The organism is Streptomyces sp. NPDC051987, assembly GCF_040680735.1.
Lineage (GTDB): Bacteria > Actinomycetota > Actinomycetes > Streptomycetales > Streptomycetaceae > Streptomyces.
Genome location: NZ_JBFAXI010000005.1, coordinates 48889 through 75241, shown reverse-complemented (window position 1 = coordinate 75241; position 26353 = coordinate 48889). Strand labels below are relative to the sequence as shown.

Annotated in this window: 24 protein-coding genes and 1 tRNA gene; 13 read left to right on the top strand and 12 right to left on the bottom strand. The window is 72.3% G+C overall.

Annotation, left to right across the window (positions count from 1 at the left end):
• Positions 1–69 precede the first annotated feature (69 nt).
• Positions 70–945, bottom strand: coding sequence for a PhzF family phenazine biosynthesis isomerase (locus tag AB0M11_RS04265; protein ID WP_365701150.1), 876 nt, complete (start codon positions 943–945; stop codon positions 70–72).
• Between the two features lie 95 nt (positions 946–1040).
• A complete protein-coding gene (locus AB0M11_RS04260) occupies positions 1041–1856 on the bottom strand; it encodes a TetR family transcriptional regulator (RefSeq protein WP_365701146.1) in 816 nt (271 codons plus the stop codon).
• A gap of 108 nt (positions 1857–1964) precedes the next feature.
• On the opposite strand from AB0M11_RS04260, the gene AB0M11_RS04255 reads away from it, so the two are divergent.
• Positions 1965–3125 carry an NAD(P)/FAD-dependent oxidoreductase gene (locus AB0M11_RS04255; protein WP_365701144.1) on the top strand — a complete coding sequence of 387 codons (1161 nt, stop codon included), beginning with the start codon at positions 1965–1967 and terminating at the stop codon, positions 3123–3125.
• A gap of 225 nt (positions 3126–3350) precedes the next feature.
• Here AB0M11_RS04255 and AB0M11_RS04250 read toward each other — a convergent pair whose 3' ends face one another.
• Positions 3351–3929, bottom strand: coding sequence for a TetR/AcrR family transcriptional regulator (locus AB0M11_RS04250; protein ID WP_365701142.1), 579 nt, complete (start codon positions 3927–3929; stop codon positions 3351–3353).
• A 129-nt stretch (positions 3930–4058) separates the two neighbouring features.
• Here AB0M11_RS04250 and AB0M11_RS04245 point away from each other — a divergent pair, with 129 nt between their 5' ends.
• The 4 genes from AB0M11_RS04245 (at position 4059) to AB0M11_RS04230 (ending at position 7820) form a co-directional block, all read left to right on the top strand.
• Positions 4059–5078: an aldo/keto reductase gene (locus AB0M11_RS04245; protein ID WP_365701140.1), complete on the top strand. Its 1020-nt coding sequence runs from the start codon at positions 4059–4061 to the stop codon at positions 5076–5078.
• Positions 5079–5231: 153 nt separating this feature from the next.
• Positions 5232–6032, top strand: coding sequence for an SGNH/GDSL hydrolase family protein (locus AB0M11_RS04240; RefSeq protein ID WP_365701138.1), 801 nt, complete (start codon positions 5232–5234; stop codon positions 6030–6032).
• A gap of 188 nt (positions 6033–6220) precedes the next feature.
• A complete protein-coding gene (locus AB0M11_RS04235) occupies positions 6221–7348 on the top strand; it encodes an MFS transporter (protein WP_365701136.1) in 1128 nt (375 codons plus the stop codon).
• Positions 7349–7397: 49 nt separating this feature from the next.
• Entirely contained in the window at positions 7398–7820 is a 423-nt protein-coding gene (locus AB0M11_RS04230) for a hypothetical protein (RefSeq protein WP_365701134.1), read from the top strand.
• A gap of 13 nt (positions 7821–7833) precedes the next feature.
• Here the strand turns inward: AB0M11_RS04230 and AB0M11_RS04225 are convergent, their stop codons facing one another.
• Together AB0M11_RS04225 and AB0M11_RS04220 are read right to left on the bottom strand one after the other, a co-directional pair.
• Positions 7834–10233 (bottom strand): SpoIIE family protein phosphatase, encoded by a 2400-nt coding sequence (locus AB0M11_RS04225; protein ID WP_365701131.1) that lies wholly within the window; start codon positions 10231–10233, stop codon positions 7834–7836.
• A 213-nt stretch (positions 10234–10446) separates the two neighbouring features.
• The gene (locus AB0M11_RS04220) at positions 10447–12558 is read right to left on the bottom strand and encodes a SpoIIE family protein phosphatase (protein WP_365701129.1); all 2112 of its coding nucleotides are present in this window, start codon (positions 12556–12558) and stop codon (positions 10447–10449) included.
• A 459-nt stretch (positions 12559–13017) separates the two neighbouring features.
• On the opposite strand from AB0M11_RS04220, the gene AB0M11_RS04215 reads away from it, so the two are divergent.
• Both AB0M11_RS04215 and AB0M11_RS04210 read left to right on the top strand, forming a co-directional pair.
• The gene (locus tag AB0M11_RS04215) at positions 13018–13962 is read left to right on the top strand and encodes an RNA polymerase sigma-70 factor (RefSeq protein ID WP_365701127.1); all 945 of its coding nucleotides are present in this window, start codon (positions 13018–13020) and stop codon (positions 13960–13962) included.
• 180 nt (positions 13963–14142) lie between these two features.
• Complete coding sequence (locus AB0M11_RS04210) at positions 14143–15381, top strand: FAD-dependent oxidoreductase (RefSeq protein WP_365701125.1); 1239 nt, start codon at positions 14143–14145, stop codon at positions 15379–15381.
• Positions 15382–15403: 22 nt separating this feature from the next.
• Here the strand turns inward: AB0M11_RS04210 and AB0M11_RS04205 are convergent, their stop codons facing one another.
• Positions 15404–15724, bottom strand: a complete 321-nt coding sequence (locus AB0M11_RS04205) for an antibiotic biosynthesis monooxygenase (protein WP_365701123.1) — start codon at positions 15722–15724, stop codon at positions 15404–15406.
• A gap of 253 nt (positions 15725–15977) precedes the next feature.
• Between AB0M11_RS04205 and AB0M11_RS04200 the strand changes: the two genes are divergently transcribed.
• Both AB0M11_RS04200 and AB0M11_RS04195 read left to right on the top strand, forming a co-directional pair.
• Positions 15978–17456, top strand: a complete 1479-nt coding sequence (locus AB0M11_RS04200) for an FG-GAP and VCBS repeat-containing protein (RefSeq protein WP_365701121.1) — start codon at positions 15978–15980, stop codon at positions 17454–17456.
• A gap of 176 nt (positions 17457–17632) precedes the next feature.
• Positions 17633–18583 (top strand): YIP1 family protein, encoded by a 951-nt coding sequence (locus AB0M11_RS04195; RefSeq protein ID WP_365701119.1) that lies wholly within the window; start codon positions 17633–17635, stop codon positions 18581–18583.
• A 74-nt stretch (positions 18584–18657) separates the two neighbouring features.
• Here AB0M11_RS04195 and AB0M11_RS04190 read toward each other — a convergent pair whose 3' ends face one another.
• The 3 genes from AB0M11_RS04190 to AB0M11_RS04180 all read right to left on the bottom strand — a co-directional run bounded on the left by AB0M11_RS04190 (position 18658) and on the right by AB0M11_RS04180 (position 20027).
• Positions 18658–19164 (bottom strand): phosphoribosyltransferase, encoded by a 507-nt coding sequence (locus AB0M11_RS04190; protein WP_365701117.1) that lies wholly within the window; start codon positions 19162–19164, stop codon positions 18658–18660.
• A 10-nt stretch (positions 19165–19174) separates the two neighbouring features.
• On the bottom strand, positions 19175–19750 hold the full coding sequence (gene dcd / locus AB0M11_RS04185) for a dCTP deaminase (RefSeq protein ID WP_294013767.1): 576 nt from the start codon (positions 19748–19750) through the stop codon (positions 19175–19177).
• A 115-nt stretch (positions 19751–19865) separates the two neighbouring features.
• On the bottom strand, positions 19866–20027 hold the full coding sequence (locus AB0M11_RS04180; protein WP_365701114.1) for a hypothetical protein: 162 nt from the start codon (positions 20025–20027) through the stop codon (positions 19866–19868).
• Positions 20028–20310: 283 nt separating this feature from the next.
• Here AB0M11_RS04180 and AB0M11_RS04175 point away from each other — a divergent pair.
• Positions 20311–20381 (top strand) — tRNA-Gly (locus AB0M11_RS04175).
• 75 nt (positions 20382–20456) lie between these two features.
• Here the strand turns inward: AB0M11_RS04175 and AB0M11_RS04170 are convergent.
• Positions 20457–21071: a TetR/AcrR family transcriptional regulator gene (locus AB0M11_RS04170; protein WP_365701112.1), complete on the bottom strand. Its 615-nt coding sequence runs from the start codon at positions 21069–21071 to the stop codon at positions 20457–20459.
• 137 nt (positions 21072–21208) lie between these two features.
• Between AB0M11_RS04170 and AB0M11_RS04165 the strand changes: the two genes are divergently transcribed.
• From AB0M11_RS04165 to AB0M11_RS04155, 3 genes are read left to right on the top strand one after another with little or no spacing between them, the layout of a single operon-like run.
• Positions 21209–21667 (top strand): cupin domain-containing protein, encoded by a 459-nt coding sequence (locus AB0M11_RS04165; protein ID WP_358972104.1) that lies wholly within the window; start codon positions 21209–21211, stop codon positions 21665–21667.
• A gap of 58 nt (positions 21668–21725) precedes the next feature.
• Positions 21726–22544 carry an alpha/beta hydrolase gene (locus AB0M11_RS04160; RefSeq protein WP_365701110.1) on the top strand — a complete coding sequence of 273 codons (819 nt, stop codon included), beginning with the start codon at positions 21726–21728 and terminating at the stop codon, positions 22542–22544.
• Positions 22545–22558: 14 nt separating this feature from the next.
• Complete coding sequence (locus AB0M11_RS04155; RefSeq protein WP_365701107.1) at positions 22559–23977, top strand: DHA2 family efflux MFS transporter permease subunit; 1419 nt, start codon at positions 22559–22561, stop codon at positions 23975–23977.
• A gap of 362 nt (positions 23978–24339) precedes the next feature.
• Here the strand turns inward: AB0M11_RS04155 and AB0M11_RS04150 are convergent, their stop codons facing one another.
• Both AB0M11_RS04150 and AB0M11_RS04145 read right to left on the bottom strand, forming a co-directional pair.
• Complete coding sequence (locus AB0M11_RS04150) at positions 24340–25416, bottom strand: hypothetical protein (RefSeq protein WP_365701105.1); 1077 nt, start codon at positions 25414–25416, stop codon at positions 24340–24342.
• Between the two features lie 759 nt (positions 25417–26175).
• Complete coding sequence (locus AB0M11_RS04145) at positions 26176–26352, bottom strand: hypothetical protein (protein WP_365701103.1); 177 nt, start codon at positions 26350–26352, stop codon at positions 26176–26178.
• Position 26353 lies beyond the last annotated feature (1 nt).

The window sequence follows — 26353 nt, the reverse complement described above, 5'->3', positions numbered from 1 at the left end:
GGACCGGCCGGAGGCGGAGAAGGTGCCGGTACCGGGGGCCGGTCTTGCGCGTCGGAGGCGGCCGGTGGCTCAGGCGATGCGTGTTCCGGTGCCGCCGACGTGGACACGCGGGTCGCCCGCGCGCAGGGTCACCGTGAGTTCACCGGGGCGGCCCAGGTCCTCGCCCTGGTGGAGGGTGAGGACGGCGTCCTCGGGGACCAGGCCGAGCTCACGGGCGTACCCGCCGAACGCGGCGGCCGCGGCGCCGGTCGCCGGGTCCTCGACGACGCCGCCGACGGGGAACGGGTCACGGACGTGGAAGACGGTGGCCGACTCACGCCACACCAACTGGACGGTGATCAGGTCGAGTCGGTGCATCAGCGCTTCGAGCCGCGCGAAGTCGTACGCGAGATCCGCGAGGCGGCCACGGGTCGCCGCCGCGACCACGAGGTGACGCGCGCCGGCGAACGCGATGCGGGGCGGAAAGGCCGGGTCCAGGTCGGCGGCCGGCCAGTCGAGCGCGGCGAGCGCCTCCGCGAGGTCGGCGTCGGCGATCTCCTCGGTGTGCGGCTCGACGCTGGTGAGCGTGGCCTGGACCGTCCCGCCCTCCTCGGTCACCGCCACCGGTACGGTGCCCGCGCGGGTGGCGAACAGCAGCTCTCCGGGGCCGGTCCGCTCGGCGAGTGCGACGGCGGTCGCGATGGTGGCGTGACCGCAGAACGGCACCTCGGCCCTGGGGCTGAAGTAACGGATGGTGTACGCCCGTCCGGCCGGGCCGCCGAGATCCGCCGGGGGCGCGGTGAGGAACGCGGACTCGGAGTAGCCGAGTTCGGCGGCGATGGCGAGCATGTCGCCGTCGTCCAGACCGGTGGCGTCCAGCACGACACCGGCGGGGTTGCCGCCCTCGGGGGAACCGGCGAAGGCGGTGTAGCGCAGGATCTCGGGCCGCGGCGCGTTCGACGTCATGATCGGGGCAACGCGAGCTGGACGGAAGGCTATTCCTGAACGCGAGTCCTGCCCGCCCGGACGTCCTGCCCGTCCCCTCGGTCCGCCGGGGCCCGTCAGTCCTGCGGGTCCTGCCGCCGGTGGTGGGTGGCGGTGATGCCGGCGAGGACGAGGTCGATGCCGGCGAGGAACTGCTCGCGGTCGTCGTGTCCGCGGATCTGGTCCGCGACGGCCCGGGTGAACGGGTACTCCTCGGGGTCGAGTTCCTCCCACGCCGTCGACACGGTGTCGAGGAACTCGGCCCGGTCGGCGCCAACCGCGAGCGTGCGGGCGCCCGCGCTGTTCGCGGCGTTCTGCCCGGCCGCGCCGAGCACGTAGTGCACCAGGGCGGAGGTCACCGTGAACCAGCTGCTCTCGGGCACGTCGAGGGCGCGCACCCGCCGGCCGATGCTCTCGAAGATCCGCGGCGTCACCGTCCCCCAGGGGCTGCGGGCGAGCTGCGTGGCGAGCTGCGTCGCCAGCCACGGGTGCCGCACGATCGCGTCGAACAGCCCGAGCGCGACGATCCGGATCCCCTCCTGCGGCGACCCCGGCACCTCGGGCTCCTCCGGCGGCGTGTGCGGTGCCTCGGCAGCGGACTCTTCGGCAGCGGACTCTTCGGCAGCGGATTCAGTGGTCCCGCCGGTCGGGACGGCGGGGCCGATGGCCACCGCGGCGGCGACCACCGCGTCCGTGGCCGCGCCGAGCAGCTCGTCCTTGTTCGCCACGTGCCAGTAGATCGCCCCGGGCCCCGTGGCGAGGCGTTCGGTCAGGGCCCGGAACGTCAGCCCGCTTTCACCGGCCGTGTCGAGCAGCTCGACGGCTGCCTCGACGATGCGCTCCCGCGAGAGCGCCTCCGTGCGCCGCTGTGACCGGCGTGTCCGCGTTGCCATGGCGCCATCTTGACACGGATGGAGTGCCGTTCCACGATGGAACGGCATTCCATCATGGAATTCTGTTCCATCCCTGTTCCGTACCGGTCTCCCGACCCAGGAGTTCTCATGCGCACGCCCGTCACGATCATCGGAGCCGGACTCGGCGGCCTCACGCTCGCCCGCGTCCTGCACGTCCACGGCATCCCCGCCACCGTCTACGAGGCCGACGCCTCCGCGACGGCACGCGCACAGGGCGGCATGCTCGACATCCACCGGCACAACGGCCAGCCGGCGCTCCAGGAGGCAGGCCTGTACGAGGAGTTCCGCGGCCTCGTGCTGGAGGGGCGCGAGGCGACCCGGGCGCTGGCCGCCGACGGCACCGTGCTGTTCGAGGAGGCCGACGACGGCACGCGGGGCCGCCCCGAGGTGCTGCGCGGCGAGCTGCGCCGGATCCTGCTCGCGTCGCTTCCGGCCGGCACCGTCCGGTGGGGCCACAAGGTCAGCGCCGTCCGCGCCCTCGGCGAGGGTCGCCACGAGGTGAGGTTCGCCGACGGCACCGCGGTCACGACCGGCCTGCTGGTCGGCGCCGACGGCGCGTGGTCACGGGTGCGGCCGCTGCTGTCCGCCGCCGTGCCGGAGTACAGCGGCACCTCGTTCGTCGAGACCTACCTGTTCGACGCGGACACCCGGCACCCGGCCGCCGCGAAGGCCGTAGGCGGCGGGGCGATGTTCGCGCTCGCGCCGGGCAAGGGAATCCAGGCGCACCGGGAGACCGGCGGAACCCTCCACACCTACGTCGCGCTGCGCAGGTCGCGGGAGTGGTTCGCCGACGCCGGCTTCACCGGCTCCGCCGCCCCCCTCGATCCCGCCGGGGCCGCCGCGGCAGCCGCCCGGATCGCGGCGGAGTTCACCGGCTGGGCGCCCGAGCTCACCGCGCTGATCACCGACGGCGACACCGATCCGGTACTGCGTCCCCTGTACACCCTGCCCGCCGGGCACCGATGGGACCGGGTGCCGGGGGTGACCCTGGTCGGTGACGCGGCCCACCTGATGATCCCGAACGGCGAGGGCGCCAACCTGGCGATGTACGACGGGGCCGAACTCGGCAGGGAGCTCGCCGCCCGTCCCGACGACCCCGAGGCCGCGCTCACCCGGTACGAGGAGGCCATGTTCGCGCGCAGCGCCACGGAGGCCGCCGACACCGCCGACCTGCACGAGCGCATGTTCGGCGAGGACTCCCCCCACGGCATGATCGCGATGTTCACCGGAGCCGGAGCCGGGGCCTGAGAACGGTGCCGGGGCTGGCACCGACGTCGGGGCCGACACTCGCACCGTCACCGTCACCGTCACCGTCACCGTCACCGTCACCGGCCCGCGCACCGCGCCTGCACCGGCCCGCGCACCGCGCCTGCACCGGCCCGCGCACCGCGCCTGCACCGGCGCGCAGCGCACCGCCTGACTGCCCCGGCGTCCTGACTGCTCCGGCGCCCCGGCGCCCCGGCGTTCAGCGGGTCACGTCGTGTGGCGCAGGCCGGTGACCAGGAGGCCGACCATGCGGCGGGCGTCGTAGCCGGAGTCGTTCTCCGCGCCGATGCAGAGGTTGCCGACGCCGCGCAGCAGCTCGTACGCCGTCAGCGGGGCGTGGATCTCGCCTGCCTCGGCCGCCGCGTCGAGGAGCTGGGCGCAGACGGGGACGAGGCGGTCCAGGAAATAGGCGTGGAGGGTGTCGAAGCCTGCCTGGTCGGAGTGGAGGGCGGCGGCGAGGCCGTGCTTGGTGGCCAGGAAGTCCACGAAGAGGTCGATCCACTCGCGCAGGGCGTCGTAGGGGGTCGGGGCGCTGGTCAGCAGGGCCGGGCCGGCCTCGGCGCAGGCGTCCACCTGGTGCCGGTAGACGGCGATGATCAGGTCGGCGCGCGTGGGGAAGTGCCGGTAGATCGTCGCGGTGCCGACGCCCGCCCGCGCCGCGATCTCGCGCACCGGCGCCTCCACGCCCGAGGCGACGAACGCCGCCGCGGCCGCCTCCAGCAGCGTCAACTCGTTGCGCCGCGCGTCCGCCCGCCGGGGCCGGACCGCCCGCTCCTCGTCCTTCATGGTGCGTCCTTCGTCGGGTGTTCGTCGGCCGTCACTCTAGCGGGGCGTTGTCAAACGGGACAGTGTTCCGTATCGTCGGAGGCGTGAAGTGGGACATTGTTCCGTTTGGTTCGTGTGAGGAGACGCATCATGCAGTACCGCACCTTGGGCCGTACCGGCGTACAGGTCAGCACGCTCGGGCTCGGCGCGATGAACTTCGGGGCGATCGGCCGGACCACTCAGGAGGAGGCCACCGCGATCGTGGACGCCGCCCTGGACGCCGGGATCAATCTGATCGACACCGCCGACATGTACGGGCAGGGGGAGTCGGAGGAGATGCTCGGCAAGGCGATCGCCGGCCGCCGTGACGACATCGTGCTGGCCACGAAGGCCGGCATGCCGATGGGGGACGAGCGCAATCACCGGGGCGGTTCGCGGCGTTGGCTGGTCACCGCGCTGGAGAACAGTTTGCGGCGGCTCGGCGTCGACCACGTCGATCTCTACCAGATACACCGCTGGGACCCGGCCACGAGCGACGAGGAGACCCTGTCGGCGCTGACCGATCTGCAACGCGCCGGGAAGATCCGCCACTTCGGCTCCTCGACCTACCCGGCGTACCGGATCGTGCAGGGCCAGTGGGCCGCCCGCGAACACCACCTGAGCCGGTACGTCACCGAACAGCCCAGCTACTCCCTCCTCCAGCGGGGTGTGGAGGCCCATGTCCTGCCGGTGACCGAGGAGTACGGGATGGGGGTGCTGGCATGGAGCCCGCTCGCCTCCGGCTGGCTGTCCGGCGCCGTGCGCAGGGGGCAGGCCATCACCACCAGCCGCTCCCGTTCCCTGCCCGACCGCTTCGACCTCGGTCACCCGGTCAACCAGGCACGGCTCGACGCGGTGGAGCGGCTGGCCGCCGTCGCCGACGGGGCGGGGCTGACCCTGATCCAGCTCGCCCTCGGCTTCGTGACCGCGCACCCCGCCGTCACCAGCGCCCTCATAGGCCCCCGCACCGTGGACCACCTGCGCTCCCAGCTGGCCGCCGCCGACACCGTGCTCACCGCCGACGTCCTGGACGCGATCGACGCGATCGTCGCCCCCGGCACCGACCTGGCCGCACACGAGAAGCACGACACCCCGCCCGCCCTGCTCGAACCGGCCCTGCGCCGCCGCTGACGCGCGCCCCCTGCCGCGGCCGGGCAACTCCGGTCAGCCGACGAGCAGTTGACGTGCAACGGCACAGTGCGACGGAATCTCCCGGCACCGGTACGATCTTCAATCCTTCACGCAGCTCCGCACTCCACGATCCAGAAGGAACTCAGGAAACTCATGCGCAAATTAACGTCGGTCGTCGCCGGCGCGGTGCTGGCCTTCGCCGGTATGGCCGGAATGCTCAGCACGCCCGCCCAGGCGGCGACGGGTCAGGAGTACGTGGCTCTGGGCGACTCGTACGCCTCCGGGGTGGGAGCGGACTACTACGACAGCGCCAGCGGCGACTGCAAGCGCAGCACGCTCGACTACCCGGCGCTGTGGGCGGCCGCGCACTCCGACTACACGCTGACGGACGTCTCCTGCAGCGGCGCCACCATCGCGGACGTGCGCGCCAAGCAGCTGTCCGCGCTGAGCACCGGCACCGATCTCGTCACGCTCACCGTCGGCGGCAACGACGCCCAGTTCTCCAGCGTGGTCCAGGGCTGCCTCACCCAGAGCGACAGCTACTGCCAGACGGCCACGCTGTGGATGTCGTCCTACGCCAGGAACCAGATGGTCACGGACCTGACGGGGCTGTACAAGGACATCAGGGCCAAGGCGCCGAACGCCCGGATCGTCGTCCTCGGCTACCCGCGGACGCTGTCCATGACCGGGACCTGCCCGGTGATCGACCTCTCCGGCGCCAAGCGCACCGCCATGAACGGGCTGGCCGACGCGCTCGCCGACGGCACCAGGGCCGCGGCGGCCGCCGGGTCGGTCGAGTTCGTCGACATGCGCGCCACTTTCGACGGCCACGGCGCCTGCGGCTCCGACCCGTGGATCAACAACCTGAACGCCGGCACGGCGGTCTTCCACCCCACCCTGACGGGCTACCTGGCGGGCTACGACGCGCGGCTCAGCGAGGTCACGGGCGGCTGACCGCCCCACCCTTCCCCGCCTTCCCGCGGGCCGAAGCGGCGGCCTGCGGGAAGGCGGGTCTTGTTACCGTCACCGGCATGAGCGAGCCGAACCGACCGAACGGACCGAACGGACCGAGCGGACCGAGCGGACCGAGCGGACCGAGCGGACCGAGCGGACCGAGCGGACCGAGCGGGCGAGGCGGGCCGATGTGGCCGCTGTACGCAGCCGGGTTCACCACCGCCTTCGGCGCGCACGGCATCGCCGCCAACCTCGGCGGCCACAGCACGGACGCGGTCACCTCGCTGCTGGTGCTCGGCGGCCTGCTCGCGCTGTACGACGGCGCCGAGGTGGTGCTGAAGCCGGTGTTCGGCACCCTCGCCGACCGGATCGGGGGCCGTCCGGTCCTGCTCGGCGGCCTGGCCGCCTTCGCGGCCGCCTCCGGGCTGTACGCCGTCGCCGGCAGTCCCGGCTGGCTGTGGGCGGCCCGCCTCGGCCAGGGCGCCGCGGCCTCCGCCTTCTCCCCGGCGGCGTCCGCCCTGGTGGCCCGGCTCAACCCGGCCGTGCGGCACGGGCGCGCCTTCGGCAGCTACGGCTTCTGCAAGTCCGTGGGATACACCCTCGGCCCGCTGCTCGGCGGCGTCCTGGTGTGGGCCGGGGGACTGCGCCTGCTGTTCACGGTGCTGGCGGTGCTCGGCGCGGCGGTCGCCGGCTGGGCCGCGCTCGCCGTCCCCGTCGTGCCGCCGCTGCCCAGGGCCCGGCAGACCCTCCTCGACCTCGCCCGCCGGCTCACCGACCCGGCGTTCCTCGCCCCGACCGCCGCGCTGGCCGCCGCCACCGCCGCGCTGTCGGTCGGGGTGGGGTTCCTGCCCGTGTCCGGCCGGGTGGCGGGGCTGGGCCCGGTCGCCACCGGCGCCGCCGTGTCGCTGCTCGCCGCGACCGCCGCGCTGGTCCAGCCGCGCGCCGGACGCGCACGGGACGCCGGACGCCTGACGACACGCGCCGGCCTCACCGCCGGACTGCTGCTCACCGCCACCGGCCTGGCCTGCGCCATGCTGCCCGGCCTGGCCGGCATCCTCACCGCCGCCGTCCTGACCGGCGCCGGCACCGGACTGATCACCCCGCTCGGCTTCGCCGCGCTGGCCGCCGGCACCCCCGAGGAGCGCCTGGGCCAGACCATGGGCGCCGCCGAGCTCGGGCGCGAACTGGGCGACGCGGGCGGCCCGTTGCTGGTGGCCGTGATCGCCTCGGCCACCACCCTGACCCACGGCTACGGCACCCTGGCCGTGCTCGTCGCCCTCGCCGCCGCCGCGGTCGCCACCGTCGCGCCGGTCTGAGTATCCGTACTCTGGTCGGGCGTCCGGCGCGGCCGGAACCCTTGGGGGCATGAGAATCCACAAGCCCGTCCTCCGGGCGATGGTGCCGGCCCTGGTGGTGGCCGGGGTGGCGGTCGCGGCCTGGGCCGCCTGGCTGGGCTGGGACCAGCAGTACGAGGTGCAGGGCGACGGTTCGGTGAGCGGGCCGTACCAGGTCTGGCAGGTGGCCGGGCTGATCGTGACCCTGCTCGCCGCGGTGGTCCTGGCGGCGGCCCGGGAACACCGCGCCGCCGCGGTGGGCGGGACGACCGTGGGGCTGACCCTCGCCGCCTTCGTCGACTGGTCGGGCGACGCCAGTGGGCAGTTCATGGTCGGGGTGGTGCTGGTCATGGCGGGGAGTTTCATCGCCTCCGCCGTGGTGTCCGCCGTGATCGACAGCCTGCCGCGGGACCGTCCCCGCACCGGCCAGGTCGACCGGCAGGCCGACCGGTAGTCCGCAGGGCGGGTCAGGCGGGCAGCGGCTGTTCCGCCCAGATCGTCTTGCCGGTGGGCGTCTGGCGGGTGCCCCAGCGTTCCGAGATCTGGGCGACCAGCAGCAGGCCCCGGCCGCCCTCGTCGTAGACGCGGGCCCGGCGCAGGTGCGGGGCCGTACTGCTGCCGTCGGAGACCTCGCAGATGAGGGACGCGTCGCGGATCAGCCGGAGAGTGATCGGACCGTCGCCGTAGCGGACCGCGTTGGTGACCAGTTCGCTGACGATCAGTTCGGTGGCGAAGGCCGCGTCCGCCAGACCCCAGGCCGCCAGCTGCTCGCAGGCCATCTTCCGGGCTCCGGCGACGGCGGACGGATGCTGGGGGAGCTGCCAGGTGCGGACCTTGGAGGCGTCCAGCGCCGAGGTGCGGGCGAGCAGGAGGACGATGTCGTCGGCCGGCCGGTCGGTCAGGACCGTCCGCAGCACGTGCTCGCAGGTCTCCTCCAGCGGTGCGGCCGGGTCGGCCAGGGCCCGGCGGAGCAGACCGAGGCCCACCTCGATGTCGTGGCCGGCGGTCTCCACCAGGCCGTCGGTGTAGAGGGCGAGCACGCTGCCCTCGGCCAGTTCCACATCGACGGACTCGAAGGGCAGGCCGCCGAGGCCGAGCGGCGGGCCGGCCGGCAGGTCGAGGAAGCGGACGCGGCCGTCGGGGGTGACCAGGGCCGGCGGCGGATGGCCGGCCCGCGCCATGGTGCAGCGGCGGGACACCGGGTCGTACACGGCGTACAGACAGGTCGCGCCGATCTCGCCGGAGGACGCCGCCTCCGCCCGGCCGGGCACCTCCGGCCCCTCCTCGCGGTCGAGGCGGATGACCAGGTCGTCCAGTTGGGTGAGGAGTTCGTCGGGGGCGAGGTCGACGTCCGCCAGTGTGCGGACCGTCGTGCGCAGGCGGCCCATCGTGGCCGAGGCGCGGATGCCGTGGCCGACGACGTCCCCGACGACCAGGGCGACCCGGGCGCCGGAGAGCGGGATCACGTCGAACCAGTCGCCGCCGACGTCCGCGCCGGACCCCGTGGGCAGGTAGCGGTAGGCCACCTCGGTCGCCGCCAGACCGGGCGGCCGGCCGGGCAGCAGACTGCGCTGCAGCGCGAGGGCGGTGCGGCGCTCGCGGGTGTAGCGGCGGGCGTTGTCCACGCTCACCGCGGCCCTGGCGACGATCTCCTCCGCGAGCCGCTGATCGTCCTCCGTGAACGACTCGGGCGTGCGGTGCCGCAGGAAATGCGCGAGGCCGAGGGTGACGCCGCGGGCCCGCAGCGGGACCAGCAGCACCGAGTGGATCATGTGCCGGGCGACGGACTCCGCACGGGCCTGGGAGGTGCGGAGCCACTCCTGCATACCGGGATCGCCGGGCCGGTGGCAGGTGCCGTGGCCGGCGAGCAGGGTCCGCATCGGGGGCGTGTCCACCGGGTAGCGGAACGCGTCGCCGGGACGGGCCACCGCCTCCGGGCAGCCCGGCAGCACGGACCGCTGGGCGGTACGGCGCACGGCGACCGGTTCGCCCGGCCGCAGCGGCTCCGGTTCGTCGCCGAGGACGACGGACTCCAGCAGGTCGACGGTGACGAAGTCCGCGAACCCGGCCACGGCCACCTCGGCCAGCTCCTCCGCGGTGCGGGTCACGTCCAGGGTGCTGCCGATCCGCATGCTGGCGTCGTTGAGGACGGCCAGGTGGCGGCGGGCCCAGTACTGCGCCGTGGTGTCGAAGACGACCGCCGACAGGCCCTGCACCGTGCCGTCCTCGTCCTTCAGCGGGGAGAAGTACATGGACCAGGCATGCTTCCGGGTCTCGCCGGGCGCCTGGCCGTGCTGCTCGTGGAAGATCGTCCGCCCGGTGCGCAGGGCTTGCCGCTGGAGGCGGTCGTACTCGTCGAAGGGCGGGTTGGACTCGATCTCGTACAGGCTCTTGCCGCGCATCTCCGCGACGGACAGGCCCATGATCCGGGTCATGCTCTCGTTGGCGGCGACGAGCCGGGCCCGCCGGTCGTAGATCGCCACCGGCATCGGCAGCTGGGCGAGGGTGTAGTCCCACAGGATGGCCGCCCCGGGCTGTCCGCTGCCGGACAGGGGCGCCCGCGCGGCCCCGGTCACCAGCCACAGCGGCCGGCCGGCGCCGGTGTCCAACGGGGTGCCCTGGAGCCGTACGACGACCCGGTCGCCGGAGCGGTGCCGCAGCGCCACCTCGGTGGACCACCGCCGCCCGTCCGCGACGTGCCGGCGCGCGGACGCGGGCAGCTCGGCGGCGAGCAGCAGCCGGGCGGCGCGGCCGACGACCTCGGCGGGCTCGTACCCGAGCAGCTGCCGGGCGCCCGCGCTCCACACCAGGACCGCCCCGCCGGCGTCGACGACGACCGCCAGGTCCTCCGGTACGCGTCCCGTCATGGTGCCTCCGGACCTCCGGGTACCCGCTCCGCTCCCAGGATCCCGCCCCGCCGTACTCCGCTCAACCGCCACCGCCACCGCCACCGCTCACGGCCACGGCACCTGCCGCCTGACGCCCACCGCGCCGACGAGGCGAGGCGGGTCGAGTCGAGCCGGGTCGAGCAGAGTAGAGGCGGGTCGAGCAGAGTCGAGCCGGGACGAGTCGGGTCGGGGCTATGCGTGTCCGGTCCGTAGCAGCAGCACGGCGAGGTCGTCGGTGTGGCCGCCGGCCGGCCAGGCCTGGTGGACCAGGCTGTCGACCAGGCGCTCCAGGTCGTCGGCGTCGGCATGGGCGAGATGTTCGGTGAGCGCGGCGGTGGCACGGTCGACGTCGGTCCCGGGGCGCTCGACGAGGCCGTCGGTGTAGAGGGCGAGGACGGCACCCGCCGGCAGCGGAGCTCGGGTGACGGGATAGCGCGCGTCGGCGTCGACGCCGAGCGGCGGGCCGGGGTCGAGGTGCAGGGCGTGGGCCCGCCCGGGTGCCGGGCGCAGCAGCGGCGGCACATGACCGGCACCGGCCAGGGTCAGGTCCTGGCCGGCCAGGTCGAGGTGGACGTAGAGGCAGGTCACCAGGAGGTCGGGGGCGAGGTCGGTGAGCAGCCGGTTGGTGCGGGCGATGACCTGCTCCGGGGCGGCTCCGGCGGTGGCGTGGGCGTGGATGGCGGTACGGACCTGGCCCATCAGGGCGGCCGCGGCCATGCTGTGGCCCTCCACGTCGCCGATGACGGCGGCCGCGTGGGTGTCGTCCAGGCGCAGCAGGTCGTAGAAGTCGCCGCCGACGTCGATGCCGTGCCCGGCCGGCAGGTAGCGGACGGCGAGGCCGAGACCGGGCAGGGTGGGCAGGCTGCGCGGCAGCAGCGCCTGCTGGAGCTGGTGGACGAGGTGGTGCTGGGTGTCGTAGAGGTGGGCCCGGTCCAGGGCCTGGGCGAGCAGACCGGCCAGCGGGGTGAGGACGGCGCGTTCGTCGGCGGTGAAGGTGTGGGGGCGTTCGTAGGAGAGGATGCAGCAGCCGACCGGGCGCCCGGAGATGACCAGGGGCAGGAAGGCCCACGCCTGTTTCCCGCTCATGCGCGGCGCCCTGGGGTAGCTGCGGGCCAGCTCGGCCGGGCTGCCGAAGAAGGCGGGCACGCCGGTCGCCAGGACCTCGCCGGCCGGGGTGACGCCGGTGCCGAGAGGGAGGGCGTCGAGCCGTTCCACGACCTCGGCGGGGTAACCGTGGTGCCCGGCGATCCGCAGGCGGCCCGCCTCGGCGACGCTGAGCACCATCCCCTGGGCGCCGAAGGCCGGCAGGACCTGGTCCGCCATGAGCGCGACGAGGTCCTGGGTGGTCACCGCCTCGGTGAGCGCGGCGGCCAGGTGGACCAGCTGGTAGAGGCGTCCGGGCGTGGTCGGCGCGGGCTCGGCGTGCCCGCCCGCTGCGACCGCCTTCTCCTCCTCTTCTGCGGTGATGCGCACGCTGATGCCGCTGGCGTCCGGATGGAGGTGGAAGGCCAGCCACTGGTCCGGCGGCCGGAGCGCGCTGAAGGACACCGGCGCCCGGCTGATGACCGCCAGCCGGTACCGCTCCTCGTATCTCAGGTCGTCCAGCCAGGGCAGCGACTGCCAGGGCCGGGTGCCGAGCAACCGGTCGGCGTCCCGGCCGAGCAGCCGCGCGGCCGTGGCGGACATGAACGTGACCCTGCCCTCCAGATCCAGGGCCAGGGCGCCCTCGGGGAGCCGGTCGAGGTAGTCGACGGCGGCCAGCGCGGTCTGGGCGGCCGGGCGCGGGGAGTCCACGGGGACCAGCCGGGGTCGCTCGGGGAGCGCGGGAAGCGACGGGGAGTCGTCCAGGAGCCGGGCCAGCCGGCGGACGCTGGCGGTGATGTGGTGGCGTTCGCGAGGGGTGGGCCGGATCGGGTGGTCGGCGGGCCACAGCAGCACCACGCCGCCCCAGCGCCGGCGCACCCCGCGCAACGGGGCCGCGGCGAGCGCGAAGGGGTACGGCAGGGCGGCCGCCGCCCGCGGATAGCGGCGCGCCATCTCGTCCTGGGAGCCGACCCAGACCAGGCGGTCCTCCTCGATCGCGTCGGCCACCGGGACGGGGGCGCTCAGCGGCAGCCGCTGCCAGGGCATGCTGAAGTCGACGGGCAGGCCGCACATCGTCACCAGCCGCAGCAGCCCGGCCGGCTCCTCGATGAGGTAGATGCCGCCGATCGCCGCCCCCGTCCGGCGCACCATGTCGGCCACCGCCACGTCCAGGGCGTCGTCGACCGAACGGTCACCCCTGGGCCGGGCACGGAGCCGCATACGTTCGTCCTCCGGTCGTGTGCGGTGGGCGGCGGGCATGCCGCACGGAACTCCTCACGGGCCCGCTACGCCGCGTATACCACCCATTCCCGACAATATGCTCATACATTCCTACGACGACGGCGGCGCGGGTCGCTGTCCGCAGCGGGCGCCCGAGGCCCGGAACCGCCCCTCCACGGGGTGTCGGTTTCATGCCAGGCCGGGCCGGGCCGACGTCGACAACGGCGACTGCCGACGACGGACCCGGTCCACCCACTACCGCCTGCCTGCCGGCGACGGACCCGGTCCACCCACTACCGCCTGCCTGCCGGCGACGGACCCGGTCCACCCACTACCGCCTGCCTGCTGGCGACGGACCCGGTCCACCCACTACCGCCTGCCTGCCGGCGACGGACCCGGTCCACCCACACCGCCACGGCCGTTGAGCCCCCTCCGACCGCGCGGACTAGGATCCCGCCCATGGCCCTGACGGTGAGCGACGTTGACCGGTTCGAGGCGGCCCGGCCGCGCCTGGCGGCCATCGCCTACCGTCTCCTCGGCTCCGCGAGCGAGGCCGAGGACCTCGTGCAGGAGACGTACCTGCGCTGGCAGGCCGCCGACACCGGCCACATCGAGGTCCCCGAGGCCTGGCTGACGAAGGTGCTCACCAACCTCTGCCTCAACCAGCTCACGTCGGCCCGCGCCCGGCGTGAGACCTACGTCGGCCAGTGGCTCCCCGAGCCGCTGCTCGCCGGCGACCCGATGCTCGGCCCCGCCGACACCGCCGAACGCCGGGAGTCGGTGTCGTACGCGGTCCTGGTCCTGCTGGAACGCCTCACCCCGGCCGAGCGCGCGGTGTACGTGCTGCGGGAGGCCTTCGACTACCCGCACCGGGAGATCGCCCGGATCCTGGACCTCACCGAGTCCGCCAGCCAGCAGATCCTGCACCGGGCCAGGAAGCACGTCGCGGACGGCCGGGCCCGCACCGAGGTGGACGACGCCGCCGCCCGGCGGATCATCGAGGAGTTCCTCGCGGCCGCCACCAGCGGCCGCACCGAACCGCTGGTCCGGCTGCTCACCGAGGACGCCGTCGCGGTCGGCGACGGCGGCGGGAAGGTCCCGGCCGCGGCCAGGCCGTTCGAGGGCGCCCTCGCGGTCGCGAAGTTCATGCGGGGCCTGTTCAAACAGAGCCCCGCCCAGCGCGCCGTGGTCGGCGGCACCGCCGAGCTGCACCTCGCCGGCGCCAACGGCGGCCCCGCCCTGGTGGCGGTCGTCGACGGCCGCGTCTTCGGTGTGATGTGCCTGGAGATCACCGCCGACGGCATCGCCGCGTTCCGCACTCAGGTCAACCCCGACAAGCTGGAGCGCGCGACCATGCGGTGGGCGGCGGCCGACCACGGCGCCCCCCTGCTCCGCCTCTTCTGACCCCGCCCCCTTGCTCCCCCTCTCCCTCTCCCTCCGCCTCTTCTGACCCCGCCGTCCGGCTTGCCCTAGCCCCCTCCGCTCCCCATGTGACCCGCTTCACACCGCCCTCCTGTCAGGAAACGGCGGGCCGCCCGGTTCAGGGGGCGACCCGCTGAAGAGCTGGATGACAGGAGCACGGACATGCAGCACCGCATCGTCGTCCTCGGCGCCGGATACGCCGGAGCCATCACCGCCGGCCGCCTCGCCCGGCGCCTGCGCCGCGAGGACGTCACCATCACCCTCGTCAACGCCGAACCCGACTTCGTCGAGCGCGTCCGGATGCATCAGCTGGCGACCGGCCAGGAGCTCACGCCCCGGCCCCTCGCCGAGATGTTCGCGGGAACCGGCGTGGAGCTACGGCTCGCCAGGGTCACCGCGGTCGACGTCGACCACCGGACGGTCACGACGGTGCCCGTCGCCACCGGGGACGCCACCGGGGACGGCACCGGCGAGGACGCCGAGCGGGAGCTGGAGTACGACACCCTCGTGTACGCACTCGGCAGCGACTGGCACGACCAGGGCGTCGAAGGTGTCGCCGAGCACGCCGACCACATCGCGAGCCGCCCCGGAGCGCTCCGGCTGCGCGAGCGCCTCGCCGGTCTGGCGGCCGGCGCCCCCGTGGTGGTGGTCGGCGGCGGGCTCACCGGGCTGGAGGCGGTGACCGAGATCGCCGAGTCCCGCCCGGACCTCGACGTCGCCCTCGCCGCCCGGGGCGCGCTCGGCGACTGGCTCTCGCCCAAGGGCCGCCGGCACCTGCGCGAGGTCCTCGACGGGCTCGGCGTCACCGTGCACGAGCACACCGCCGTCACCGCCGTGGCGCCCGGTCAGGTCACCACGGCCGAGGGTGCCACCGTCCCGGCCGCCGTCACCGTGTGGACCACCGGCTTCGCCGTCCACCCGATCTCCCGGGCCACCGCCCTGGAGGTCACCGCCGCCGGCCGGATCGTCGTCGACCGGACCATGCGCTCGGTCTCGCACCCGGACGTGTACGCCGTCGGCGACGCGGCCTCGGCGACCGGCGCGGGCGGCAAGCCGCTCCGGATGTCCTGCGCCTCGGGCGTCCCGATGGCCTGGCAGGCCGCCGACGCCATCGCGGCCCGCCTGACCGGCGGGAAACTCCCGAACGCGCCCCTGCGGTACTTCAACCAGTGCGTCTCGCTGGGCCGCCGGGAGGGCCTGATCCAGTACGTCACGGCCGACGACCGGGCCGTACGGGCGGCGCTGACCGGCCGCACCGCCGCCCGCTACAAGGAACTGATCTGCAAGGGCGCGGCCTGGTCCGTCGCCCACCCGACGCTCGGCCTCCCGGCCCGGCGCCGCCGCGTCGTACCGCGACCGGCCGCGGCGACCGCGCCCCTCACGACCACGACACCGGCCTGACCGCACACGCGGGGGGAGCCGGTCAGCCCTTCGGCCCGGCCGACTGCACCACTTCGAAGGACCACAACGTCGCCCCGGCAGCCGCCGGCTTCGGCCGCTCCCCCTCCGCCCCGCCCTGATGCGCGGCCTTCATCGGCCCCTCCATCCACGCCTGGAAGGACTCCTCGTCCCTCCAGCGCGTGTACACCAGATACTGATCGGTCCCCTCGACCGGCCGCAGCAGCTCGAACCACTCGAACCCGTCCGACCCCTCCACGGCATGCGCCCGCGAGGCGAACCGCTTCTCCAGCGTCTCCCGCTGCTCGGCGGGGACGGTCAGCACGTTGATCTTGACTACGCTCATGCCCCCATCCTGCCCCAGGGGTGATCAGGAGAGCGTGAGCGACCGGGACCTGTCGGGCACCCCCTGCGTCCGGCGCCCGCGTCGCACCGCACTCGGCGGCGCCATTCCCGTGAGTCACAGCTGCCGCAGGGACTTCACCGAACTCACGTACAACCCTTACCTCTTGAGGCGGGTCTCCTCATCGCTGGACATCACTGACTCCGGCCGTCCGCGGGATGTGGGCGGCCCCCGCATGCCGCAGGAGACGACCCGCATGCACACGTTCCCGCGACTCACCCTCGCGACGGCCACCGCGGCCGCGCTGACGGGCGGTCTGCTCACCTTCTCGGCAGCCTCCGCGTCGGCCGCGGACTCCGTCAAGGTCGCCCGCGCCGACTTCAACGGCGACGGCATCGGCGACATCGCCACCTCCGCCACCACCGCCTACGTCAGCGGTCACAAGGGTGCCGGCCAGGTCATCGCCCTCTACGGCTCCGCCACCGGCATCACCACCGCCAAGCGGACCACGCTCAGTCAGAACAGCCCCGGCGTCCCGGGCACGGCCGAGGCCGGCGACGCCTTCGGCGAGGCCCTGGCCTACGCCGACTTCAACGGCGACGGGTACGACGACCTCGCCGTCGGTGCGCCCGGGGAGAAGGTCGGCACCGACACCGACGGCGGCACCGTCACCCTCCTGTGGGGCTCCAAGAGCGGCCTCACCGGCAAGGGCGTAGACATCAAGGACCCCTCGCCGAGCGCCCACGACTACTGGGGACTGACGCTCGCCGCCGGCGACTTCGACGGCGACGGCAAGGCGGACCTCGCCGTCGGCAGCTCGGCCGCCACCCTCTGGGTGTTCAAGGGCGGCATCTCCACCGGCGGCACGCCCGGCGGCCGGTACACCGTCAAGCCGCCGGTCCAGTCCGGCACCGGCTCCAACCCGTACGGACCGATGAAGCTCACCGCCGGCGACGTCAACGGCGACGGCCGCAGCGACCTCGTCGTCGACGGGTACGAGACGAAGACCAGCGCCCACTGGAACACCAACTACTGGCTGCCGGGCACCTCCAGGGGGCTCACCGTCACCGGCGCCAAGGCGCTGAAGAGCGGCGTCGTCACCGGCATCGGCGACGTCAACGGCGACGGCTACGGCGACATCGTCAGCGGCGCCGCCTGGGACGCCGGCAGCGGCGGGACGGCCTTCCCGGACTCCGCCAACGGGGGCCGGGTGGCCATCACGTACGGCAGCGCGGCAGGCCCGGCCAAGGCAACCATGTTCAACCAGAACAGCGGCAACGTCCCCGGAACCTCCGAGAAGGGCGACAAGTTCGGCTGGGAGATCGACCTCGGTGACGTCAACGGCGACGGCTGCGCCGACCTGGTCGTCTCCGCCCCCTACGAGGACCTCGGCAGCAACACCGACACCGGCCAGGTGACCGTCCTCTACGGCTCGAGGACCGGGATCGACCTCGCCTCCGGCGCCCAGTCCTTCGCGCAGAGCACGGCCGGCGTCCCCGGCGACGACGAGAAGGACGACCTGTTCGGCGCCGACATCAAGCTGGACGACGTCACCGGCGACGGCAGGGCCGACCTGGTCGTCGGCTCGTACGAGAACGGTGGTGACGGCGCGGTCACCTACCTGCCGTCCAACGGCTCGAAGATCACCACGACCGGGTCCCGGGCCCTCCCCGCGAACAAGCTGGGCGTGTCGACGACCGGCACCCCGCAGCTAGGCGCCGTCTTCGCCGACTGACCGGCGGGTCGCGAGCCGTCGGCGACCGGCGCACTGAGCGGCGCACCGACCGGCACACCGAGCGCCCCTGAGACGTCCCCTCGGGGCCCCTAGGGGATGTCACAGCTCTGCCGCAATGGCGGGCTCGGCCGCCCGAGCCCGCACGCGGCCGTTGCGGACCAGGTACGTTCGATGACGTGGCTGGATTCAGGAACGGACGCGGCGGCCGGGACGACCGTGCCCCGCAAGCGCGACCGCAACAACCCGCGTACGGGCAGCAGGCACCGCCGCAGAGCTTCGGCGGACAGCCGGCCGGACCGTCGTACGGGTACCCGTCGGCCCCGCAGCCGTACCCGCAGCACGGCGGCGGGTCCGGCTGGCCGCAGGCGCAGGCGCGCGGCGGCCACCCCGGACAGAGCGGCGGCGACGGCCCGGAGTACTTCGGCGACGACCGCGGCTACGGCGGCGGCTACGGCTCCGGCGCCCCCGACCCGTACGCGGCGAACCAGCCGGGCCACACCCAGGCCTTCTCGGTCGACGAGGCCGACGGCTACACGCGGGGTGCGACCTACCACGCCGGCTCTGCGGCGCCGTCCGGCCCGATCGGCCCGCGCCTGCACTGGAAGGACCTGCTGAGGGGCATCGTGCTCGCCCCGAACCAGACCTTCCTGCAGATGCGGGACTACGCGATGTGGGGCCCCGCCCTCATCGTGACCTTCCTCTACGGTCTGCTCGCCGTCTTCGGCTTCGACGGCGCCCGCGCGGACGCGATCAACGCCACGCTCACCAACGCGGTCCCGATCGTCCTCGTGACGGCGATCGCGATGGTCCTCTCCGCCTTCGTCCTGGGCGTGGTGACCCACACCCTGGCCCGCCAGCTGGGCGGCGACGGCGCCTGGCAGCCGACGGTCGGCCTCTCCATGCTGATCATGTCGATCACCGACGCCCCCCGCCTCCTGTTCGCCATGTTCTTCGGCGGCGACGCGGGCTTCGTCCAGCTCCTCGGCTGGGCCACCTGGGTCGCGGCGGGTGCCCTGCTCACCCTGATGGTCAGCAGGTCCCACGACCTGCCCTGGCCGAAGGCCCTGGGCGCGTCGGCGATCCAGCTGATCGCCCTGCTGTCGATCGTGAAGCTGGGCACGTTCTAGCTCCGCACACAGGTGAAGGGCCCCGGCAGCCGCGCCGGGGCCCTTCTCGCGCTCGCCGTCAGGTACGGCCGCCGTCAGGCGTCGAGCACCTGCCCGGCTCTCCTCACCACAGGCGGAAGGACGCTCCACGGGAAGTTGATCCACTCGTCGGTCCGCTTCCACACGTACTCGCACTTCACGAGGGAGTGGGACTTCTCGTAGATCACCGCGGAGCGCACCTCGGCGACCGTTTCGAGGCAGAAGTCGCGGACCAGCTTCAGCGTCTTGCCGGTGTCGGCGACGTCGTCGGTGATCAGCACCTTCTTGTCGCTGAAGTCGATGGCGTTGGGGACGGGCGCGAGCATGACCGGCATGTCGAGGGTCGTCCCCACCCCGGTGTAGAACTCGACGTTCACCAGATGCAGGTTCTTGCAGTCGAGGGCGTAGGCCAGCCCGCCGGCGACGAACATACCGCCGCGGGCGATGGAGAGCACTATGTCCGGCTCGTACCCGTCGTCGGCGATGCTCTGGGCGAGCTCGCGGACGGCGACGCCGAACTGCTCGTAGCTGAGATTCTCCCGGACGTCGCTGCCGCTGCTCATGCCTGGTCCCTCACACCTGGGTCCGATGGAAATTGAGGTAGGAGCGGGAGGCGGTGGGCCCGCGCTGCCCCTGGTAGCGGGAGCCGTAGCGCTCACTGCCGTAGGAGTGCTCGGCGGGGGAGGAGAGCCTGAACATGCAGAGCTGCCCGATCTTCATGCCCGGCCACAGCTTGATGGGGAGGGTCGCGAGGTTCGACAGCTCCAGGGTCACGTGGCCGCTGAAGCCGGGGTCGATGAACCCGGCGGTGGAGTGGGTGACCAGCCCGAGCCGCCCCAGCGAGGACTTGCCCTCCAGCCGGGAGGCGAGATCGTCGGGCAGCGTGATGACCTCGTACGTCGAGGCGAGCACGAACTCCCCGGGGTGCAGGATGAAGGGCTCGTCGCCCTCCGGCTCCACCAGCCGTGTCAGGTCGGGCTGCTCCACGGAGGGGTCGATGTGCGGGTACCGGTGGTTCTCGAACACCCGGAAGAGACGGTCCAGCCGGACGTCGATGCTCGACGGCTGCACCATGGATTCGTCGTAGGGATCGATCCGTACCCGCCCGGCGTCGATCTCGGCCCGGATGTCCTTGTCTGAGAGAAGCACGCCCCGAGGATACGCAAGGCGCGCGGACCGACGAAAACCGTCACGAGTCCACGCGCCTTCGTACGGCCGTGGCCGTGGGGACTGTGCGGTCCCTACGGCCCTTCCCTGCCGTTCCCTACTGCTGCTTCTCCAGCGCGACCGGCACGACGCTGCGCAGCCGGGCGCACTTGGGACACCGCACGAGCCTGCCTGGGCCGAGTCGCTCGGCCTGCTGCATCGGGAACGAAGCGGTGCTGAACACGTGCCCTTCGGCACAGCGGACGACGGTGCTTTCCATCAAGTCCCTTAAGTCCCTTCCCCAGGAGCCGCGTCGGGCTACTGCCGTGACGACGGAAAGCCACATTACGGGATCAAAGGGACGGCTCTCCAGGCGGCACTCCGACCCCGCCCGGGCCCTCTCCCACACCTCCACCGTACGCCCCAACTCCGGCCGCTCGCACCCGGATCCCACCCCTCGACCCACTCCCGAAACACACACGGCCCCCCGGGTCCGAGCACCGGGGGTCCGTCATGAGGTACAGTGAGCGAGCGTTCGGACACCGACCCCGTCGGCGTCTTACGCGGGTGTAGTTTAATGGTAGAACATCAGCTTCCCAAGCTGAGAGCGCGAGTTCGATTCTCGTCACCCGCTCCGTAGCGAAGCCCCAGGTCAGTGACCTGGGGCTTGTGCTTTATCGGAAACTCTTCAGAGACATCCCCGCTCGGCTCACCCTCGCGCAGTCGTCCGCAGTGCGGCTTCGGTCAGAGTGGTCGCCGTGTGCACCGCGCTGGCGATGGCGTCGTCGGGGGCGAGGCCGCACAGGTCTGTGAGGGAGAAGAGGGCTTCTGCGCCGACGACCACGGCGAGGTCCCGCTTGAGCTGGGCGAGGACTTCCGGATCCGTGACCCCGAGGGTGTCCTCCAGGGGGAGGAGTGCGAAGTCGATCAACCCGAAGCGGACCCCGGGCCTGGCGGTCACCGTCTCCGGGCGGGTGATGGTGGCCGCGATCATGGCGCGCACCGCTCCCTGCCGGAGGAGTATGCCGCGCAACAGGAACTCGCAGGCGAAGGCGACCCGTTCGACGGGATCGGTGGAGTCAGCGACCGGTGCGAGCGCCTCGGCGGGGGGCGGCCAGGCGCCGGCCAGGGCCTCGCTGATCAGCGAGGGAAGGTCGGGGAAGTAGCGGTATGCGGTGGCCTCGGAGACCAGCGCCGCGCGCGCGATGGCGGGCATGGTCACCTCCCCGCCCGTGCCGATGAGTTCGCGGGCGGCTTCGACGATCGCTGTACGGGTGCGCTTCTTCTGATTGGTGCGGCCGGTCTCCGCCTGCGTCGTTGCCACCAGTACGTCCCCTTTCCTGTCCGTCCATCCGCCCTCACCTTATCACTGGCCACTCTCGTCATGAGAGTTCACTTGCATGATGATGCCGAACCCTCTAACCTCCTTCATGAGAGTCAACTCTCACGAAGGAGATGACGATGACCAAGGTTTCCGTGGTAGGTCCGGACGACGGCGAGACGATCCCTCTGGGTCCGGCACAGATCCGCATCCTCGAGGACGGCAGCACCACCGGGCACCGTCTCGGCATGGCCGAGATCACCCTCGCCCCGCATACCGAAGGGCCCCCGCAGCACCGTCACGCCCAGCACGACGAGGGCTTCTACGTGGTCTCCGGCACCGTGCACTTCACCGTCGGGGAGACGACACATGTCGCACCGGCCGGCACCCTCGCGATGATCCCGCCCGGGGCCCCGCACACCTTCGCCAACCTCGGCGACGAACCGGCGGTGATGCTCAACACCTTCACGCCCGACCTGTACGTGCAGTACTTCCGCGACCTGCGGGACATGATCGCCGGCGGTCGGGAGCTGACCCCGCAGGCGACCGTTCAGATGATGGGCCGTTACGCCACCGTGCCGGCGACCGACTACGCGTGACGGCGGCGTAATCAGTCTTCGCCAACCCCCGCCTCCGACAATAGACTTGGAGACCTCCATGACCGGCACCGCCCGCACTGTCACCCTCACCCTCGACTCAGGCGACGTCGACCTGAGTTTCACCGACGACGAGCGGGGCAAGGGTCACCCCTTCCTGCTCCTGCACGGCGGCGGCGGTCCGCAGACCGTCGCCGGGTTCGCCGGGCTCCTCGCCGGGCAACGGCCGGCGCGGGTCATCACCCCCGTCCACCCCGGCTTCGGCGGGACCGCCCGGCCCGACTGGCTGACCGACGTGCCCACCCTCGCCCAGGTCTACATCCGACTGCTGGAAGACCTCGGCCTGGAGGACGTCACCGTGGTCGGCAATTCCATAGGCGGCTGGATCGCCGCCGAAACAGCCCTGCTCGGCAGTGACCGGATCAGCAGCGTCGTCCTCGTCAACGCCGTCGGCATCCATGTACCGGGCCACCCGGTCGCCGACCCCTTCGCCCTGACACCCGCCGAGTTGTCCGCTCTCTCATTCCACGACGTCGAGAAGTTCCGCATCGACCCCAGCACGTTCTCCGACGAACAGCGCGCGGTCGCGGCCGCCAACATGGCCGCGCTGCAGGTCTACTCGGGCCCGCACACCATGGCCGATCCCACCCTGCGGGAGCGCCTGGCCAAGGTCACTCTCCCGGTCCTCGTCGCGTGGGGCGAGAGCGACCAGGTCGTCGACACCGTGTACGGACGTGCGTACGCCGCCGCCATCCCCGGCGCCCGGTTCGAGCTCCTCCCTCGCACCGGTCACATGCCCCAGATCGAGACTCCGGGGCAACTCCTCCCTCTGGTCTGGGACTTCGCCGAAGTACATGCAACCCATCGGCCCACCGACTGAGCGCGGGAGCCCACGTGTCCGATCCCGTACGGGGGCGGCGCGCCCCCGTCCTCGCCGTCTGCTGCCTGAGCGTGCTGCTCGTCAGTCTCGACGTCACCGTTCTCAACGTCGCACTTCCCTCGATGCAGCGGTCCCTGGACGCGTCCGTCTCCGGCCTGCAGTGGACGCTCGACGCGTACACCATCGTCCTGGCCTCGCTGCTGACCTTGGCCGGCGCCACCGCCGACCGCGTCGGACGGCGGCGCGTCTTCCAGTTCGGTCTCGTGCTGTTCACCGGCGGGTCGGCCCTGTGCAGTCTGGCGCCCACGACGGGATGGCTCGTCGTCTTCCGTATGGTGCAGGCGGTGGGCGGCAGCATGCTCACCCCCGTCGCCATGGCCATCCTCGCCAACACCTTCACCGCACCACGGGAGCGGGCGCGGGCCATCGGCGTCTGGGGCGGGGTGGTCGGCCTGAGCATGGCGGCCGGGCCGGTCCTCGGCGGGGTACTGGTGGAGTGGGCCGGATGGCGGTCGGTGTTCTGGCTGAACGTGCCGGTCGGGCTGGCCGCGCTGACGCTCGCCGCGCTGTTCGTCCCGGAGTCCCGCGCGCACACGGCCCGACGCGCCGACCCCGTGGGCCAGCTGCTGGTGATCGTCCTGCTCGGCGCACTGACGTACGCCATCATCGAGGCGCCCGGAGAGGGCTGGACCGCTCCGATCGTGGCCTGCCTGATCATGACAGCGGGCGCGCTGGCCGTCTTGATCCCGTACGAGAACCGGCGCGCCGAACCGCTGATCGACCCGCGGCTCTTCCGCAGCGCGCCTTTCAGCGGGGCCACCGCGACAGCGGTCCTCGCCTTCGGCGCGCTCGGTGGCTTCCTGTTCGCCAACACCCTCTACCTGCAACGGGTGGTGGGACTGAGCGCCCTGGGCACCGGGCTCCACCTGCTGCCGATGGCGATACTGGCCCTGGTGTGCCCGCCGCTGTCCGGGCGGATCGTGGGCAGCCGCGGCCCGCGGATCCCCCTTGTCCTCGCGGGGGCCGGTATCGGCGCCAGCGGTGTACTGGCTGTCGCCGTCACCCGCTCCGCCCATCCCTCGGACATCCTGCTGTACGTCATATACGGACTGTTCGGTCTCGGCTTCGGCTTCGTCAACGCACCGATCACCTACACGGCGGTGTCCGGCATGCCGCGCGCCCAGGCCGGCGTCGCCGCCGCAGTCGCCGCGACCAGCCGTCAGGTCGGATCCTCGCTCGGCATCGCGGTGATCGGCGCCGCGGTCGCATCCGGCGCGCGGCCTACGGCCTGGTGGATCATCGCCGGGTGCGGGGCGGCCATCCTGGTACTGGGCACCGTCACCTCCGGCCGCTGGGCCGCCGCCACCGCAGAACGTGTCGCCGCCCAGCTCGAACCCGACCCGCCGCGCGCCAAGGCGGACACCCCCGGGTGACCGTCACCGGTCTCACCGCCCTTCGCGAGCTGCAGGTGCACGTTCGACGGGAGAGCGGGAAGAATCCTCGAAGATCACGGCTCCAACGTCGTGCTGTGAAGGGCGGGTCCACTGCCTGTCCGACGCGCCGGAAGGTGACGGGGCCTGATCACTCGCGCCAAAGCAGCGCAAAGCCCGTGGACGAAGACGAGATCAAGCGCGCGGTGGCACCGTACGAGGTCAGCCGACATCGACCGGCAACGACAGAGGCCCGCGGCGTCCGAGCTGGTCAGAGGCGTGGGCTTTTCTTTCTCACGGGCCAGTAGACCGGTTGCCGGCCGCAGTCGTCGGAGTCGGCCACACCGGTGGAGACGGCCGTCTGTTCACCCGGCCGAGCCGGCGACACCGCTCGGCCGCCAGCTGGAGAGGTTCGTGGCCCGCTGGACCAGTCCCGCCTTCGACCAGGTGCCGTTGGCGTACCGGATGGTGTGGAACAGCGAACCCTGGTCGTCGTCGGAGGCGAAGACGAGCTGGAGGTTGCCGGAGACATTGACTGCCGTGACCTCTTGCAGGACCGTTCCGATGAAACCAGCGCGATTGAAGTCCACCTGCGCGTTGATGTCACCCCACCGGCTCCAGGATCCGTCGGCGTGCCGGATCGTGTGGTATTGGGCAACTTGTCCATTGGTGAGCGCCACCATCTGGAGGCTGGACCCGAAGCCGGCCATCGCCACGCGGATCGGCATGCCCCAGTAGCGCGGCTTGCCTGCTGGCGACAACACGTTGCCCCACGGCGCCCAGGTTCCGTCGGCGTGCCTGACGGTGTGCAGCACCGTCTTGTGGGCCTGGTCGACGACCGCGATCTGCAGGAGGCCACCTACCGAAGCGGCCGACACACTGGCGAACTTGTCATGCCGGTAGGCGCTTCCAGGAGCCACCTGGTCTGGGTACGTCCAGGTGCCGTCGGCGCGTTCGTACGTGTGCATGATCTGGCCGGTGCTTCCGATGTAGACCAGATGAACATGTGTGCCGACGACTGCCGCGGCCAGGTAGTTCCGAGTCGGTAGCGACGTGGTGGCGTCGATCGTCGGCAGTCCGGCCATCGGTGCTGGAGTTGTCCAGGTGCCGTCGGATTTCTGCTCTGCCTCTTCCATCGTGAGGACGGTGCCACCGGGCTGCTCGATGAACAGCCGCAACCGGTTGTTCTGGACGACATCGGTGAAGTCGTAGAAGAGCTGGTTCTTGAACAGTTGGTGGGTGGGTGCCCAGTGTCCGCTGGCATAGCGGGACGTTTGCAGCACTTCGAAGTTGGCGCCTTGGGCCAGCAGATCCATCCCCCCAGTGCCCGCTGCCGCGGCATACACGGGCGCCGACGTGGCTGCCATGCCACCCGCGAGCGCGGCACCTGTGACGAGCGCTGCCAGCGTCCACCGCACCCACCGGCGGATGAACACAGGCACTCTGAACATCCTCAAGAGTCCGCCCCCCAGCCCACTTTGCCTTCATCCTGCTGAAGGCTCTTGCATAAAACGCCGCCAAGTTTGCCAGATCATGAGCGGCTGTAATGTCATGGAGTGGTCAAGTTGATGCAGGTATCGTCCCTTCCCGGCCAGCGATGGCGAATTGGCCCCGTGGGGAGGGGGTGACAAGACGACACACCGTGAACGGCGACGCGTTGATGGCCGCGGTGAGTACGACGACGATCTCACGCAGCGTCTCGCGGCGGAGGCGATCGCCCGAGCGCTGGGTGCCGGCCACGTCGAGTCGATGGGGCCGACCGAGGGCGCCACGCGTGCGGAGTGGGCACGGGGCCTGCTGAGGGCCGCGCGTGATCGACTGCGCGAGGCGGCGCCGCGGCTCTGAATCCGGGTAGGAGGACCTTTGATCGTGGCTGAGCTTTCCCGGTGTGCTTCTGTAAGGAGGCATTGCGGCTGCAGGCCGTTTCCGTGGCCTGGGCGGGGCCAAGTCCGGAATGGCGCTCTCGCGCCTTCCGCGGTAAACAACGGTGCGACGCTGTGCTCCCGGGTATTGAGTCAGGGCGCGTACGTCCAGGTCGGAAGCTATCTGACCGTGCGAGCGCCGTCGCTTCCCAAGCTGAGAGCGCGAGTTCGATTCTCGTCACCCGCTCCAGCAGAACCCCCTAGGTCAGGGACCCGGGGGGTTCTTGTCGTCTAGACCGGTGGGCGGGCTGTGCACCACATCCGCACCATAAGGCGCCGCTAGGTGCCGGTGGGTTTCTCCTTGTGGGGCGCGCTCTCGTTCTTGTGGTGCTTCGCACGCTCGGCGCGGACCATGTCGTCGAGCCGGGCCGTCACGTCGCGCTGACGCTCCTCGTCGGAGTGGCCGGTGGGGCGGGACGTGAGGATCGGTCGCTGGCCCGCCCCGGCTGGCCGCATC